This window comes from Geomonas agri (assembly GCF_020179605.1).
Lineage (GTDB): Bacteria > Desulfobacterota > Desulfuromonadia > Geobacterales > Geobacteraceae > Geomonas > Geomonas agri.
On record NZ_JAINZO010000002.1, the window covers coordinates 480027 to 494768 of the forward strand.

A 14742-nucleotide genomic window follows, 5' to 3' on the forward strand; every position below is an offset into this window, starting at 1 on the left:
CTTGATTTTTTGAAATTAAAAGAGCACGCGAAAAATCTATATGCCGACCTTATGCGAGCAGCTCCGGCTCTTACTTGCCGAGCATCCCCTTTTTCAGACTCGCGTCCGCCGGATGTTCGCCCACATAGATGGCGAGGATGGCGGTGGCGAGGGGACGGGACACCAAGGTGCCGAGGTGTTTGCCGTTGAGCTTTCCGGTCACGGTGCCGTCGCCGCCGAGAAAGAGATCGACCTGGTCGCCGCGTTTGAAGTCATCGGTGATAAGAGACAGGAACTTTTTCACCTCCGCCGAATCGGCAAGTTCAGGCGTGTTGTTGCGAAAGCCCTCCTGGAACGCCTCAATGATCTTTTCCTTCTCCACTTTCGCAATCACGAAATTCATCCTGATCAACTTGTCCCCGGTGTCGCGCAGCGCCTCCGATCCGCTGGTCAGGCGTTTCGCAGAGTAGAGCGAGCCCACGTAGACCTTGAAGAAGAATTTTTTCCTGATGCCGCTGCCGTTCAGCTGCAGCGTTTCGGAGTTCACCGCCACCTGCGGTTCGATCTTCACCCCCTCGATATCCTTCGCCGCCGCCGTACCGGCAACAACCAGCACCAAGATCAACACCAGTAGCACTCTCATACCTTGCCACCTCCTCTCATCACCCCTTGGGGGACGTTGTCTACGGCTTTCCGGTCGGGGGAGTTGCCGCCATGGATTCCGGCCTACAAGCTGTCGCAGACCACTACAAAATCAGTTACGAGCAGCAAGACCCAGGCGAGGCATGCCGTATTGGTCTTGATGAGTAAAGTTGATAAACGGTGAAGGAAAGAGTGGCGGTCCTTGTCATCGAGTAAGATGTCACGCTTCTCGATAACGCAGACCATGACGTGCTGCAGGACACCGACGGCATCAAGGCGGGCAAGTCTTGGCATGCAAAAACATTAGCAGCAGCCAACCAAATGTCAAAATCTCAGCAACGTCCCCCTATGGCTTTTTCAGGGAGAAACAGCGAGGCGAAAACCAGTGTCATAAGTTCGGTATAGCGGAAGGCTCCTGAACCGATTTGTCGTTCTTAAGTAGTACGGCTTCGATGCCCACGAGCCGCCTCGCAAAGTGTGTTTCTCGCCGGCCACCGGGCCTTTTGGATTTACCCGCACGTTTTGCTTATAGTATCCGTGCTCGTAGTAGTCGGACAGCCACTGCCACACGTTGCCGGTCATGTCGTATAAACCAAGGCCATTGGGCTGGTGGCTTCCGACTGGGGACGTATTCTGGTAATGATCGTTTTGTGTCGCACTTTTCCACGGCATGTCGCAGTTGCTATCACAAAAGTTTGCGTACAAATGAAGTGCCTTTTCGTCTGAAAACCCTCCAAATCTTTCAGCCTTGCCTCCACTCCGTGCCGCATATTCCCACTCGGCCTCGGTGGGAAGCCGGTAGTGTCTACCACTTGCTTTTTCCAGCCAAGTGATGAAGGCAGTGGCGTCGTTCCACGACACGCAAACCACCGGATGACTTTCGTCCTGGCTGAAGCCGGGAGATCCCCAATTCCTGCCGGCATCGTACGCCCACCTCTGCCCGGACCAGAACCCACAACCGCCCCCCTTTTCGGCTTCAGTCTGGTACCCAGTTGCCCGAACAAAGCGACGATAGTCCCCCAAAGTCACGTCATACTGCGCAAGGTAAAAATCATCCACGCACACTTCATGGTCCGGTTTTTCGTCCCGGTTTCCTTCTCCAAGGATGTCCCCCATCCGATAGCAACCACCATTGACCTTTGTGAAATGAATTCCCAAGGTCGGATCAGTTATCCCCTCAGCAGTTGTCTTGCCTCGGGCCAGGGTGCGGGACGCCAACGCTGTGCTTTCCGGTGCACCGACTGGCTCGGCGCTACTTTTCTCTATTCCGACTGCCGGAATTAATATAAGCAACATAAAAAGGGTTAGTCCCGGAGACATGGTCGATTCCTTTGCTGTACCTAAGCAGGCAGACGGCGCACTTGGAAGACGGGCGCTCTGCTTCAGATTAATATGCATGTGCATCCGATGCAAGGCGCGCCCTGACAGGATTGAGGTGAATGTAGCCTACCTGTTCCAAAAAAGTAAGGCTCTACCTCGCAGGCGATGGACTTGTAACGATTTTGAAAGAGATGGCCGGCGCGTTAAGCTTTTGATTGAATGTCACCGCGTACCCGGTGAGTAGGCGGCGCATGAAGGAGGATAATTTGGACTTTTCCGGTCTCACAGAAGATGGAAGTGGTTGGTCATCAGCGCCCAGGCGAAGCACGAGGTACCCGTCTTCACCTGCAGCGTTGATAGACGATCAAGGAAAGAGTAACGGTCCTTGTCATCGAGGAAGATGTCGGACTTCTCGATTCCGCGGACCATCACGTGCTGCAGCAAACCAACCGCATCAAGTCTAGCGAACCTTGGCATGCGAAAATATTCGCTGCAACCAATCAAATGTCAAAATCTCAGCAACGTCCCCCTATGGTACAGACTCCCTTGTTTTTGGGGTTGGAATCAGAGTTCGGGGAGCGAAGGATTAAAATATCGGGCAACATCGTTATTCCACACAAAAAAAGCTGACACAATGTCCCCCATCACTGCGGGGTCGACCGGGAAATCAGTCCGAAACACCTTAACTCGTTGACCACTTTTACCTGCATTCCGGACATGCAGAGTTGTGCGGTGATCGAGCTCCTCACTAGTATAGGCGCGAATTGCTCCATCAAGATGAGTGAGACAGTTCGTTTGCTTGTCAAAAACGGCGTGAAGATACCTGGCCCCGCGGATATCTACCTCTGAGAGGGGAGGCAGTTCTTCACAGATAAAATCAACCTCGTTGGCATGCGGAATCCAGGCATAATCCGTGAAAAGGCTCTTTCGGCTAAGAGGCCCCGCCATCCATCGCCCGTGCTCAGGCTCCCTCAGGGCTCGTATCCGATCCCAATCAAGCGGCCTCCCATAGACATCCATCCTGTAAATATGTCCAGCCAACTCAGCCTCCGGCCCATGGAGCAGAGGATCCAGTCTGACACTAACAGTATTGCCGAGAGCGTGTCGCTGAATGTTTTGCAAAAGCCAGTAATTTGAATTGGTTGATGGTACTGCCGGCAAAACGAAGAAAGCGTGGCCACTGAGACATAATGCATCTCCATCAATTTTAAATGCCGAGAGCGGAATAAGGCCCTCTGCATCAACAGCTATATCTCGGAGTACGGGGTGGTCATAAGGCTGGGAGCGACTTCCATCACAAGCAGTGATTTCTGTTAGCCTTCTCTGTTGAAGTTCCTTCTCAATGGCTTGACTCACTAAATAGAGTTTCGTCTTAAGTGCATAATCGCTGCTGCGAAACATTATAACGCTTTTCGCATTCGTGTCTTGATCAAGGTCAGCAATTGCAGCATCCGGTATTCCCTTAAGAGCGGCGTCCAACGCCGACCTCACTTGAGCGTCCCCAGAAGTTAGTAGATCCTCTATTATCCAGTGAGGTGGATCGTAAGATCGAGCGAAAACTTCTAAAATCTCAGGATTTAGAATAGACATCATGTTTGCCTCGCTGGTTCGCGGACACACCACCTCCCTCAGTTTTCAAATGTGGAAACAGGAGTGCACCATTTCCCGATGCAGGGTAGGTTGCCCCATACATACCTAGATTCGATTCACCGACCCCTGCAATTGAGACCAAACTATTGGGCGACGTCAGGCGGACCTAGTGAGTTCATGGTATTGTGGTGACTTCAGCAGCTCAACGACGTCCATACCATACACCATCACTGTTGCGCGTCCATCCCATACATCACGCAGTTGCTGCCAAAGTAGGCCAAGATGGGTTCCGTCCGCAACCACGGTAGGATCTCTTTGCAAGCATAAGCACGATGGCTGCTCCACGGATAGGAGGTGGGGTCCTTTACGAGATTGGCTCGTATTGGATTAAGGTGAATGTACGACGTCAAAGGAAGTATTCGTCAGCGTCGACGAGGATCGTCCTGTACCGTCCTTGGAAGAGGTGCCCGACTCTGCTTATTTGCGAGTTTATCCAGCGGGTGTACCTAAAGGCGAGGTTCTGGATGATCCTTGATAGGTACCGGCCCACCTCATCGTAGAAAATGTCCTGCCGGTCATTGCCGCGCAGGATGACTTGATAGTGAGCACCTGGAAAATGTATCCTCTGTCGGCGAGCCATTAGACAAAGCTAGTTCAACTTTGCAACTTTGCAAGCCTGACCCCAGATCCCCTTAATGAACTGCAAAAGTAACCTACGTCCCACTGATTCCTGTAATGGCACTAAAGAAACGTCAATGAAAACGGTAGATCCGTGATAAAAGACAAAAATCCTTGTAGTTCCATATCATTATTGAACTTCTGCCCCCTCAACACATCTACATTAGTATATACAAGGGAATTCACAGCATCATAGCCCTGTATTTCTTTTACTGTAACGACTTCGGAATTCCTTACAGCAAAAATATTGAGATGACAGACTCCTGCTGCTCTGAGTTCGTTATGGAACACCTTATACTTGTTTTGTTCAGTACGGGATTCAACGAAATTAAAGTGTAAAGCAGCGTCTCTCCACGCAGTCTCTAATGCTTGGCTTTCAATAGGATACAAATGTTGTTTAAGCTGTAATCTATCCCATCGAGATTGATATTCGTTGGTGTAGTGAGACATCTGGAGGAACAGATGATCAGCCGCTACTTTCCCAGCCTCCTCTATACTTGATTCATCAATCTTCGAACCCAGGTATTCGTTAGCCGCCCGCATGAAGTCAGCAGAATTGTACATCTGAAACAAAGTCACTGATGTTTGTCGATATACCTCATCTACGAGTTCGGGCCTTGGCCCTATTATTTTTTCACCTTGAGCATCAACCTTTTGCCACCAATCCTCTTTTGCATCATCGGTTACAAAAATAAGCCTGTTCCATTCTTTTTCTTTCGCTTCCACCAGTAACTGTTTCCAGAGAAGCAAATCGCCAAACTTCCTCTCAAATCGCAGGCCGGCGTAAAAATACTCTGCCCCATCCGAATCCGCGTCCTTTGATCGGTCCATAAACCCTGGGGGAATTTTGTTGTTATAACGGTGCTCACCGTCTTTGTATAATTCATCTAAATAGGACTGATCTGGAACCCGCCCAACCCTGCCTTCAAAGATTTCATCGAGTACATCCCTAATATCATCAGAAGATCGGACTCCTGGTTGTTCTTGCTCATGTTTTTGAAGCTCAATTCGTAGCTTTTCACCTATTGTTTCTAACGTCTTTATGTGCTTTTCCAGCTTTATAGTTGGGTGACGCTTTGTGATCTCTATATCAGATAATTTTTTCGATAATCCATTAAAACATGAGTCAATTGCATTATACGCTCGGAAAAAGATACCTTTCCTATCCGCAAGAAGTCTAAGTCTGTTCCTTTGGAATTCCAACGCTACCTGATGAGGGATCCATGTTCGTTCAGCAATGGACCTCAAAAGGTGCAGAAAGTCATTTTTAGCTGATTTGTCGTAGTTGTACAGATTCAACAAAACGTTCGCATCAAAAACAAAACGACAGTCCTTCCAGATGTCATTAAGTTCATTCTTGGAAGGCTGATAATATCCCGGGACCGCGTTTCTCACGATTACCTCTACGCTAAAATTGAACTCGCCGCTTATCTTAAATTGTCACATGGTGGGAACCACTCCCTCCATAGAACAGCTGCATTGATGCCACTACCAGAGCCCGCCGCCTTTCTTAAACAAATCTTTGTTTAATGAATTCTTGGGTCTGACTTGCACTGAGCTCTGCTGTCGACGCTCCGCCACGAACGAAAAACCTTTCAATTGACCCGTCTTTCACAAATACTGGTGCCTTTCCCTTTTTACACTCCACTATCAGCACTTTCTTGTCCTCGTAGTCATCGAAACGGGACTGGATATTGAGGGAATGTTGGGGTCCAATGCGATCTTTGACCAAGTTGTCAAGATGCAGGAGCATCTTGTCATCATTTTCGAACTTGTCCGCTTCCACGCCGACAGGACTTCCATCGTCCAGCACACCCACTACAAGGTTCCCGCCATGTGAATTTAGGAATGCTGCAATGGTTTTTAAAATACCCATTTCCATCCGTTGATCTTTTTCGCCTGTGTGTAGATTTGTCCGCAAAGTACCCTTAAACTCTATAGACGTCCCTTCACCTTGCGCTACCAGATTTGCGATGGATATAGTATCCGAGGTTGTAATCACGTCTCCCTTGTCCAACAACTTATATGCATCTGATATCACCTTGGCTATCATCTCCCTCCGTTGCTTCAAGAAATCCCAATACTCCATTAACTCCCATCCGTCTGGCAAAGCATGCCAGTATCGCATCTGTTCCATTTCGAGTAAGGAATAGCGCTTGCTCAACTCCGGAACGTATTCTTTCGGCGGCTTGTCGGAAATCTTAGCGTTGTCGCCCCACTCAATCATGGAAAAGTTTGCTACCTGATTGGTATCTCGACTATCGATGATTCCTTGTTCCTTGAGATAAGCCTTGGGGAAAAGATGGTGTCTCTCTAATGATGCACGATGGGCATGGGTGTAAGGATCCAACAAATCAGAAACTTTGTGATGTGAGAAAAGCACTTTCGCATCGAGAAGGTTCAGTGCCGCGAAATATGCGAAGAGTGAGGGGCTTCGTGCAGCGGCTGTAGCAAGTTCGTTAGGGAGGGTAATGGACCAGAAATCACTAGTAAGAAACGATTCGCAAACTTGCCGAAGTGTGTCTACAAACTCCTCCGCCGTCTTTACCGTGCGCAAGCGAGCAAGGTCGAATTCCATCTTAGATTCGGGTGAACTAGTGTAGCGTCCAGTCAGATTGACCATATAATACCACTGTGCGATAACCCTCCTCAGGATATGTTCATCAACGCTAAATTCCGTTTTACCTATCAAGTAGAAAACATAGCTATACAATAGATTGTTCTCAGAACTGATCATGGTTTCGCTGCGATAACCCGCCTGCAGTAGTGCTTTTAGGAAGTCGTGCCAGTTCTGCAGATTAAGTACACGGGCTTGGGCCTGCTTTAGGACCTCGAACTGAGCGTCACGGCGTTGGGGGCTAAATTCCTCAGTAGTGAGGTCTTTTCCTCGCAGAATAGAATAAACGTACTGAAGGCGAGCACGACGGAACGCCACTCCGACAGCAACACGAAGCAATTGGTCCGGTTTTGGTCGTATAAAGTGGTTGAAGGGTGAGGGCTTGCCGACAGTCGGCACTTTTGCCGCACGACAAAAACTTTCCAGTTCTTTACGCCCCTCTTCCCAAAAAACCGACATTAGGGTAAGTATAAAATCTGCCTGGTTCAGAGTCTTTCCTTCGCTGTTAATGCGAACAAACACTTCTGAAACTTGTTCTTCGTCAACAGTGGCGGCTAACTGCAGTGCGGTGAAAGGAAAACTGAGTAGCTGTTGCAGTCTGGTAATCGCCTTACGTACTTTCCTTGTGTCGTCTACAGAGACATCTCGAGACGTTGCTAAATTGGTAAGGTAGTTGTCGGTGATTTCAAAAATATCAGCGTCCTTGGACCAGACCACCGAGATATTAGGAATATAAGTCTTGTCTTTGCGTATTGCAGCATCAGCAACTTCGAACTTCCCGTCTAAGGGATTAAAAGCTATTTCAATCTGCTCAGCAGCATAGCTTTCTCGAATGACGGGAATTCCTTTAACCACAGCAAACAAAGATGTTAGTCGTTGTTGACCATCCACTAACAAAAGATTCGGCACCAACTGTTTCTTGTCAGTACCGATAGTCTTCACTCCTTCAATAAGGGCGTTTTCCCAGAATAGCAAGTATCCGACAGGAAACCCACGGTACATCGAATCGAAAAGGTTGCGGACTTTGGAATTTTTCCAGACGAAGGGCCGCTGGAGGTCGGGGAGGCCGATTTGCCCAAGTTCGACAAACTTCACCAAAGAATTCAGGTCGTAGTTTACTTGTTTAAAAATAGTTTCACTCATTAGTAGAGTTTTCTCCTAGACGAATAGCAAAGGTAAACAATTTGATTCAACACACATCCCCCCCACGTGTTGGAAAGGCGTATGCCCCTACATTCATGGGATGTAAAAGCTGACAAGACCCTCGCGCCTGTTCAATTTGCTTTTGACATAACGAGCCTGCTATTCAAGCGCCTTTACGTCAACAATGAAATATCCAGATTCTCCAAACAAGGTGGTCGGGGTGCCCTTGTGCTGTTCGTAGGACATGGTCACCTTTTTGCCCACGGCTGCATTTATTTTTGCAACCACTGCCTTGTCTCGAACTGAGAATGGGAACCGTTCTGGAATCGCTTCGGGTACGGGGAGCATTTGCAAATTCGCCCTCCCAAGGCCTTGCTTACCCACCCTTTTTCTGAGAACTTCTGAACATTGCCAACCCTGTCGCCTTTTGAGAAGCTCCAGTTGGGCACGACGTACATGTAAACGGCGGCAAAGACGGCTTTGCTTTTGATTCCAGAAGGGGTCATTCTTTCCTCCTGCTACGTTGCTGGCCATGCCTTCTTACAAGGGAGGCACCCGTAAAAGCTCTGGCCCTCTTTCGGCCCACTCTGGAACTTCCTCAGGACAAGTTCGCTGCCACAATCCGGGCAATTTCTTTTCGGTTCTTCTTTCGGCTGCACCACCGCTGTATCCGGTGATGTTGGTATCGGACCCGCATCCGCGAAGATCTGGGTTCCGTTACATTTCGGGTAGTTGCTGCAGCCCCAGAACTTCTGTCCGGCATTGCCGCCTTTACGGGCTACTCGGATTTGCATCGCTGCTCCGCACTTCGGGCATTGCGGTGCGACTGAGGGAGCAACATTAGATGGGGACGGCACTGGTGCTACGGTGGCCACTGTTCCAATCACGGACTTCAGCTTCTGGCCGTCGATCAGTTCGAGGTTGAGCCCCCGCACAAAGGCCTTGGCGTCCTCTGTAAAGGTGCCGGAAGTCACGAAGTAACCGCCTGCGGCTCCTGCGGCGGCCATTACTCCGTAAAATTCTCGCACGGGCTGGACGCTGACCTTGTACGCCTTCCACTGCTTGCACTGCACCAGGTGCTTTTCTCTTCCCTTACGGAGGACGAGATCTATCCCGCCATCCGGCCCGCTACCACCCTCTCGTGCGACCTCAAATCCCTTCCGCTTGAAATGCTCGGCCACGAGAGTCTCGAACTCGCCCCAGCTCATTTCGTTGAGCGCGCTGACGCCCGCACGCGACTTGACGGTCTCGTAGAGCTTGCGCTGTTTTAATGACTGGAAAAGCGAGATGACACCGCCCAGCAGGATCGCGATAGGCACAACAAACTGAAGAAAGGTTGCCACGGCCCTAACGAGAGCTCTGCCCACGGCATCACCCAACTGTCCAGGTGTTACTGTGGGTGGCGTTGCTGGGCGGGAGGCCATGGAGTGGAGAACGAGGTAAAACACGAGGGCTAAAATGGCTGAGGCCCACCACGGGAATTTGCTGGCGATTGTAATCAGATCTTCGAAAGTGCTGGGACGCTGTTTTCGTGCCATGGGACTTTACGGAACTCCTCGGGGAGATATCGTAAACATGAATAACACATAGAGAACTTCTAAGAAAGTAAATTCATCAAAGAAACCCCACAAACCAACTTCTTTAGCTCACGCAAAGGCGCGAAGACGCTCAGGGCAAAGACGATTAACAGGGATAAAGGGGATGGAGGGGATAACTTGAGACGGACTTATGATCTTGAGTACGGGTGACGGCATCGCCATCTTGAAATAGCACTGTTTGTCCCGGAACAGCACTATTTCCTACACAATAAGCCAATTCCTATCTGAAATAGTGCTATTCCAGACGGAATAGCACTATTTTCTAGAAAACAACACTATTCCCTCCGGAATAGTGATATTTTGGCGGCAAATATCACTATTTCACCAAGAATAGTACTATTCCTGCTGAAACAGGTACTATCTTTACCAAAACAGCACTATTTGGTTCAGGATCTTACTATTTCTGGCGAAAGAAGCTATGTCGCTGGCAGAATAGCACTATTTTCTGAAAGATAAGGAGCGGCGGCCTGGGACTGGCCTTCTGGCGGCGGCCGCGGACCTTTCATGGGTTAAGGCTGTGGGAGCGAGCGGCTGAAGAGTGGAGTTGGGAAAAGGAAGGTGGGATTCCGGGAGGGGAAGACGCGAGGGCGGCTGCCGGCGAAGCAGCCGTCCTCATCTTTTCAGATGATGATCAATTCAACAGCGTCGGACCATGGGCCCACACCGGCTTCGTTAAGCAGTCGCGCCCTGAAATAAGCTCTCCGCGCAGGTTCCAGCCCTTCGTGGGCGATATGGCAGTAATGTGCAATTTTGAGGAGTTGCCAGGACCCCTCCGAGCCGGGATCCCCGTAACAGATCTGGACCTCCACGCTCCCCTTACCTTCCCACTTGTTGACGTAGATCTTGATTGCGCCAGATTTGTCTCCATGGCTGACTTTGACCTTGCTGAACTTCTCCGGGAGTTTCGCTGTTGTGTTCCGCACGGCCCTGTGCGCCCGTGGCACGCCGACGGTGTCGAGGTGGCTGGGGTCGTTTTCATGGGTGGCATACATCACCACATACTGGCAGGAGAACCTGATCGACTGGATCATTTTGTCCCGGGCTGCCTGCCGCTCCGGCTCCTTGGAAGGGTCCAGCCTTGCCGCGGTTGATGTCTGCTTCACCAGGGTTGCGTCCTGCCGGATTTGGGACGGACCGGGTATGCAGGGTGGGAGGGTTTGGAACTTGAAAGCGGGGTGCTCTTCCAGGTTCTCGGCGATGTTCTCCCCATGAAGCGCCAGATCACCGTCGCTGAGATCCTTCAAACTTGGGATGTCGAAGAGTTCGGGCATAAGTCCTCCAGGTGCTTGGGGTGGATACGATGGGGACAAGTATTAGCCCGCTTTAAGGCGGTGTCAAGCGAGGGGTGGAGGGGTCTAAGGCGGAAGCTTTACCACAGAGGGACAGAGCGGCATTGAGGGCACAGGGTGTGAGCTAAAGTGCCCCCAGCCTCGCAAACCTGGTGTCGGTGGGGATTGAGCCACGTCACCAAATGCTGTATATTAGGTGTATCTGCCGAGGAGCATCTGCACACGATCCCGTAGAAACTTTAGATGTTGGAGGTTGATGATGCCTACCATCTCCATGTTTTACGGAATCGTCATTTATATGTTCTTCTACGACAACAAGAAGCATTCCTTGCCGCACCTGCACGCAACGTTTGGTGAGCATGACGCTGTGTTTTCGATCGACGATGGGGAGTTGCTGGAAGGTGCGCTTCCCAAAACTAAGCAGAAGCTCGTTCAAGCGTGGATCGAAATACACAGGGAAGATCTGCTGACGGATTGGCGACTAGCAGTAAATGGTCAGAATCCGCTGCCGATCAAACCTTTGGAGTAGCCATGAACAAAGTCGTTTCCGTGAAACCCCTGGACGGTAAAAAGGTCGCCATCGTACTTTCTGATGGTCGCTCTGGCGTATTCGATGTCTCACCCTACATCAAATCGGAATTCTTCCAACGGTTGAATGACGATTCCTACTTTAGCCAAGTCTCCCTCTTCTTTACCGGCATCGGTTGGCCCGAAGGACAGGATCTCGGACCGGATACTATTGCCGCAGAGCTGGAGGTAGCCCCGGAATAGCTCCGTCCTTACCCGCTACCGGCCCTCTCGCTTCAAGATCAGAATTGTGTTGTCGTACCAACGCATGGCGGCTTTATCTTTTGAGAGTTTGGTGATCCAGTTGCAACCCTTTGGGCCAAACGGGTAATCAGGTCCAAAATGACCTTCCCTGCATTTTACCCAAAGTACATCCACTGCCTTTTTTGGATCCACTGGCAGATCGAACTTGTTGCTCTGATTACCTCCGTACTTTCCTTTCCCCATCGTTTGCTCGATCAGATTGTCAATTGTCACAGTCTTTCGAGTGGCCTGAGGGTTTCGGCAGGTGCCTTCCGGCATGGTGGTACTGATTCTCTCGCCGCTCACCACTACTACGCGCCCTAGCAACTCTGGATCGTCTATGTCGTAAGCAGGTGTGCGCGGCAGAGTTTCATCGATTCGAACAGCAGTCACTTTCCACGTCCCGAACAACCATTTTAGATCAGCTGGGCCAGCCCACGCCACGGGGGGAACAGAAACTATCAATACAAGTGCGAGGAAAGCACTGGCGTAAGCGGCAATTCTTCTCATAGCTCATACCTCCCGTGGCGGTAAAGGTTGGTCTCCCTCCTTCTCCGTACAGTCAGGGCCTTCATCACTTTCCCCCCTGAAGTATTTGCTGCATTCATACACGCCATCGCTGCTTCAATCTGGCCATTATTGATGAATGTGGTGACGCTGCGGAGACGGCCACCTGGGTTGTAAGCAAAGCTCACAAGAGAATCGAACTCGTGCTGCACTAAGGGCACATGAACAAATTTCTTCACTAACATCTCGTAGCTCGGCAGAATGAGTCTTAAAAGCCTTAGGGCCTGTTCTTCTGACAAGTGAAATTTGTTCCCGTTATCATAAGCGAAGGAGTTGGCTGCAACACCTTCAAGCCCTGCCCCTTCTGATGCGAGCTCGCTGTCCCTCTTGCTGAGGCCACAACTCAATAGGTCGTTATACACCTGCTGTTTGGTCCGGGTCTTCATGTCATATCCTGCGCCCAGGGTAACCCCACTCGCACCTCTTGGCCAATGTAACCGCTCCGATATTCCAGCTACATACTCCTCATTCCATATAAACCTGACACCACGCCCAGAGGTAACCAACAAACCAGGCGAATGAGCGCCAAGTCTTCCTTCTGGATTATTTCCGTTTCGTGGTTTCTGGCTTACCGATGCTGCGAATGCAGGGTCTCCACGGTCATTTCTACCTAAGGGACCAGGAGTGTTTTCAACCAATCCCTGTGGCGCGTTAGGTGCTGCAACGACATTTTGGCCGAGGGGGCCGGGGGTGAGGGAGGGGCGCTGGAAAGGGTCGCGACGGAGGTGGAGTTGACGAGAGTTGGCCATCTTGGAACCTCCTGCGGGAGGGGGCGTGAAGATGGAAATGTACCAAGGCGGGAGTGGGTGTCAAATGGGAGGGATGAGAATGGCGGGAAGGGGACTAAATGCAAATCCCCCCTGTCCCCCCTTCGCAAAGGGGGGGACGCTTGGGCTTGCACATGCCTTCGTGGGGACTTTTATGCTGGGTGTTTTTTGAGAGGCTTTAAGAGATAACAACGATAAACGCAACGAGGGCACCCGGTCGGGTGCCCTCGCTTTTTGCTTTATCTATCCTGCTTGTCTTAGAACTGGACGGCTTTCTGTGCCAGCTCGAGGACGGTGCCGGGGACTACGCCGAGAACCAGGGTGGCACCTACGGCTACCAACAGGCACACTGCGATGGCCGGGGTGGCACCTGCCCACTCGAAGTCTTCGGTCGGGTCTTTCATGTACATGAAGACCATGACACGCAGGTAGTAGTACAGGGAGGCTGCGGAGTTCAGAACGCCGATGATGGCAAGCCACACGTAACCGGCCTTGATGGCTGCAGAGAAGAGGTAGAACTTCCCGATGAAGCCCGCGGTCGGCGGCATGCCGGCCAGGGAGAACAGGAAGATGCTCAGTACCATTGCCAGCAGCGGCTTCTTGTGACCGAAACCGGCCAGATCCTGCACGTTGCCGTTGACCTCGCCTTTCTTGGTGATCAGAACGATGACACCGAAGGCGCCGATGTTCATGAAGGCGTAGGAGAGCATGTAGAACAGGATGCCTGCTGCACCTTCGGCGTTCACTGCGGCGAAACCTACCAGCGCGTAACCGGCATGGGCGATGGAGGAGTAAGCCAGCATCCTCTTCACATTGTCCTGGGACAGCGCGATGATGTTACCGACGGTCATGGTCAGTACGGCCAGTACCCAGAGGAGATCGCTCCACTCGGCCCTCAGCATCGGGAAGGCAAAGATCATGACGCGGATGAAGGCTGCGAAACCGGCGGCCTTGGGGCCGGCGGACATGAACGCGGTCATCGGGGTCGGAGCGCCCTGGTAGACGTCCGGGGTCCACATGTGGAACGGTGCGGCGGCAATCTTGAAGCTGAAGCCGACGGCGATGAGCAGCATGCCCACGATGAAGAGCGGGTTGCTGGCTACGCCGGGGTTGCCTACGACATAGGCGGAAATGGCCTGGATCTTGGTGCTGCCGGTTGCGCCGTAGGTGAGCGCCATGCCGTAGAGCAGGAAGCCGGTGGAGAAGGCGCCCAGAAGGAAGTACTTGAGGCCCGCCTCGTTCGACGCCAGGTTGTCACGGTTCCAGCCTGCCAGGATGTACAGCGGGATGGAGAGAAGCTCGAGGCCCAGGAAGATGACCATCAGGTCGGTCCCGGATGCCATCAGCATCATGCCGACGGTGGCAAAGAGCACCATCGGGTAGAGCTCGCCCTGGTTGCAATCCTCCTGGACCATGTAGCGGTCCGCGATCAGGATGGCAAGGCCGGCGGAGATGATGAAGATGACCTTGAAGAAGATTGCGTAGTTGTCCTGCACTACCGATCCGTTGAACGCTGATACCGACGGCCCCCAGCCGCCCACCGCGCTCGCCGCGGTCACTGCAAGGCCGATGATGCTCAGGTAACCGAGGTAGGCCTTGTTCTTGCCCGGCACGAAGACGTTGACGAGCAGCAGCACCATGGCGATGCATGAGAGTAGGATCTCAGGCATGATCACTGCCAGGTTTATGGCCGGCATAGCAATTGTTTCCATCTATAATCCTCCGTCAGTAGTTCTAAGCGG

Annotated in this window: 14 protein-coding genes; 2 read left to right on the forward strand and 12 right to left on the reverse strand. The window is 51.4% G+C overall.

Going from position 1 to position 14742, the window contains the following annotated elements; translation table 11 throughout:
- Window positions 1-70: 70 nt before the first annotated feature.
- The 9 genes from K7R21_RS13570 to K7R21_RS13610 form a co-directional block, all read right to left on the reverse strand.
- The gene (locus tag K7R21_RS13570) at window positions 71-622 is read right to left on the reverse strand and encodes a chalcone isomerase family protein (protein ID WP_224983836.1); all 552 of its coding nucleotides are present in this window, start codon (window positions 620-622) and stop codon (window positions 71-73) included.
- Window positions 623-978: 356 nt separating this feature from the next.
- The gene (locus K7R21_RS13575; RefSeq protein ID WP_224983837.1) at window positions 979-2019 is read right to left on the reverse strand and encodes a formylglycine-generating enzyme family protein; all 1041 of its coding nucleotides are present in this window, start codon (window positions 2017-2019) and stop codon (window positions 979-981) included.
- A gap of 204 nt (window positions 2020-2223) precedes the next feature.
- On the reverse strand, window positions 2224-2418 hold the full coding sequence (locus tag K7R21_RS13580) for a hypothetical protein (protein WP_224983838.1): 195 nt from the start codon (window positions 2416-2418) through the stop codon (window positions 2224-2226).
- A gap of 87 nt (window positions 2419-2505) precedes the next feature.
- Window positions 2506-3534 (reverse strand): hypothetical protein, encoded by a 1029-nt coding sequence (locus K7R21_RS13585; protein WP_224983839.1) that lies wholly within the window; start codon window positions 3532-3534, stop codon window positions 2506-2508.
- A 738-nt stretch (window positions 3535-4272) separates the two neighbouring features.
- Window positions 4273-5604: a PIN-like domain-containing protein gene (locus tag K7R21_RS13590; protein WP_224983840.1), complete on the reverse strand. Its 1332-nt coding sequence runs from the start codon at window positions 5602-5604 to the stop codon at window positions 4273-4275.
- Window positions 5605-5719: 115 nt separating this feature from the next.
- The gene (locus K7R21_RS13595; protein WP_224983841.1) at window positions 5720-7969 is read right to left on the reverse strand and encodes a GmrSD restriction endonuclease domain-containing protein; all 2250 of its coding nucleotides are present in this window, start codon (window positions 7967-7969) and stop codon (window positions 5720-5722) included.
- A 159-nt stretch (window positions 7970-8128) separates the two neighbouring features.
- Window positions 8129-8503, reverse strand: a complete 375-nt coding sequence (locus K7R21_RS13600; protein WP_224983842.1) for a hypothetical protein — start codon at window positions 8501-8503, stop codon at window positions 8129-8131.
- On the reverse strand, window positions 8488-9507 hold the full coding sequence (locus tag K7R21_RS13605; protein WP_224983843.1) for a restriction endonuclease: 1020 nt from the start codon (window positions 9505-9507) through the stop codon (window positions 8488-8490). Before K7R21_RS13605 ends, K7R21_RS13600 begins: the two co-directional genes overlap by 16 nt.
- Before the next feature lie 680 nt (window positions 9508-10187).
- The gene (locus K7R21_RS13610) at window positions 10188-10838 is read right to left on the reverse strand and encodes a fibronectin type III domain-containing protein (protein ID WP_224983844.1); all 651 of its coding nucleotides are present in this window, start codon (window positions 10836-10838) and stop codon (window positions 10188-10190) included.
- A gap of 274 nt (window positions 10839-11112) precedes the next feature.
- On the opposite strand from K7R21_RS13610, the gene dhiT reads away from it, so the two are divergent.
- Window positions 11113-11385, forward strand: coding sequence for a type II toxin-antitoxin system toxin DhiT (dhiT, locus tag K7R21_RS13615; protein WP_224983845.1), 273 nt, complete (start codon window positions 11113-11115; stop codon window positions 11383-11385).
- A 2-nt stretch (window positions 11386-11387) separates the two neighbouring features.
- Complete coding sequence (locus K7R21_RS13620; RefSeq protein ID WP_224983846.1) at window positions 11388-11627, forward strand: DUF2442 domain-containing protein; 240 nt, start codon at window positions 11388-11390, stop codon at window positions 11625-11627.
- A gap of 15 nt (window positions 11628-11642) precedes the next feature.
- Here the strand turns inward: K7R21_RS13620 and K7R21_RS13625 are convergent, their stop codons facing one another.
- The 3 genes from K7R21_RS13625 to K7R21_RS13635 all read right to left on the reverse strand — a co-directional run bounded on the left by K7R21_RS13625 (window position 11643) and on the right by K7R21_RS13635 (window position 14712).
- Window positions 11643-12176 (reverse strand): hypothetical protein, encoded by a 534-nt coding sequence (locus K7R21_RS13625; protein ID WP_224983847.1) that lies wholly within the window; start codon window positions 12174-12176, stop codon window positions 11643-11645.
- Window positions 12173-12619, reverse strand: a complete 447-nt coding sequence (locus K7R21_RS13630; protein ID WP_224983848.1) for a glycoside hydrolase family protein — start codon at window positions 12617-12619, stop codon at window positions 12173-12175. The genes K7R21_RS13625 and K7R21_RS13630 overlap by 4 nt, the downstream gene beginning before the upstream one ends.
- A gap of 638 nt (window positions 12620-13257) precedes the next feature.
- Window positions 13258-14712: an NADH-quinone oxidoreductase subunit N gene (locus K7R21_RS13635; RefSeq protein WP_224983849.1), complete on the reverse strand. Its 1455-nt coding sequence runs from the start codon at window positions 14710-14712 to the stop codon at window positions 13258-13260.
- Window positions 14713-14742: the final 30 nt, after the last annotated feature.

Coding starts and splice junctions, on each gene's coding strand:
- K7R21_RS13570 (WP_224983836.1), bottom strand. CDS start 622: ATGAGAGTGCTACTGGTGTTGATCTTGGTGCTGGTTGTTGCCGGTACG.
- K7R21_RS13575 (WP_224983837.1), bottom strand. CDS start 2,019: ATGCATATTAATCTGAAGCAGAGCGCCCGTCTTCCAAGTGCGCCGTCT.
- K7R21_RS13580 (WP_224983838.1), bottom strand. CDS start 2,418: ATGCCAAGGTTCGCTAGACTTGATGCGGTTGGTTTGCTGCAGCACGTG.
- K7R21_RS13585 (WP_224983839.1), bottom strand. CDS start 3,534: ATGATGTCTATTCTAAATCCTGAGATTTTAGAAGTTTTCGCTCGATCT.
- K7R21_RS13595 (WP_224983841.1), bottom strand. CDS start 7,969: ATGAGTGAAACTATTTTTAAACAAGTAAACTACGACCTGAATTCTTTG.
- K7R21_RS13600 (WP_224983842.1), bottom strand. CDS start 8,503: ATGGCCAGCAACGTAGCAGGAGGAAAGAATGACCCCTTCTGGAATCAA.
- K7R21_RS13605 (WP_224983843.1), bottom strand. CDS start 9,507: ATGGCACGAAAACAGCGTCCCAGCACTTTCGAAGATCTGATTACAATC.
- K7R21_RS13610 (WP_224983844.1), bottom strand. CDS start 10,838: ATGCCCGAACTCTTCGACATCCCAAGTTTGAAGGATCTCAGCGACGGT.
- dhiT (WP_224983845.1), top strand. CDS start 11,113: ATGATGCCTACCATCTCCATGTTTTACGGAATCGTCATTTATATGTTC.
- K7R21_RS13620 (WP_224983846.1), top strand. CDS start 11,388: ATGAACAAAGTCGTTTCCGTGAAACCCCTGGACGGTAAAAAGGTCGCC.
- K7R21_RS13625 (WP_224983847.1), bottom strand. CDS start 12,176: ATGAGAAGAATTGCCGCTTACGCCAGTGCTTTCCTCGCACTTGTATTG.
- K7R21_RS13630 (WP_224983848.1), bottom strand. CDS start 12,619: ATGAAGACCCGGACCAAACAGCAGGTGTATAACGACCTATTGAGTTGT.
- K7R21_RS13635 (WP_224983849.1), bottom strand. CDS start 14,712: ATGGAAACAATTGCTATGCCGGCCATAAACCTGGCAGTGATCATGCCT.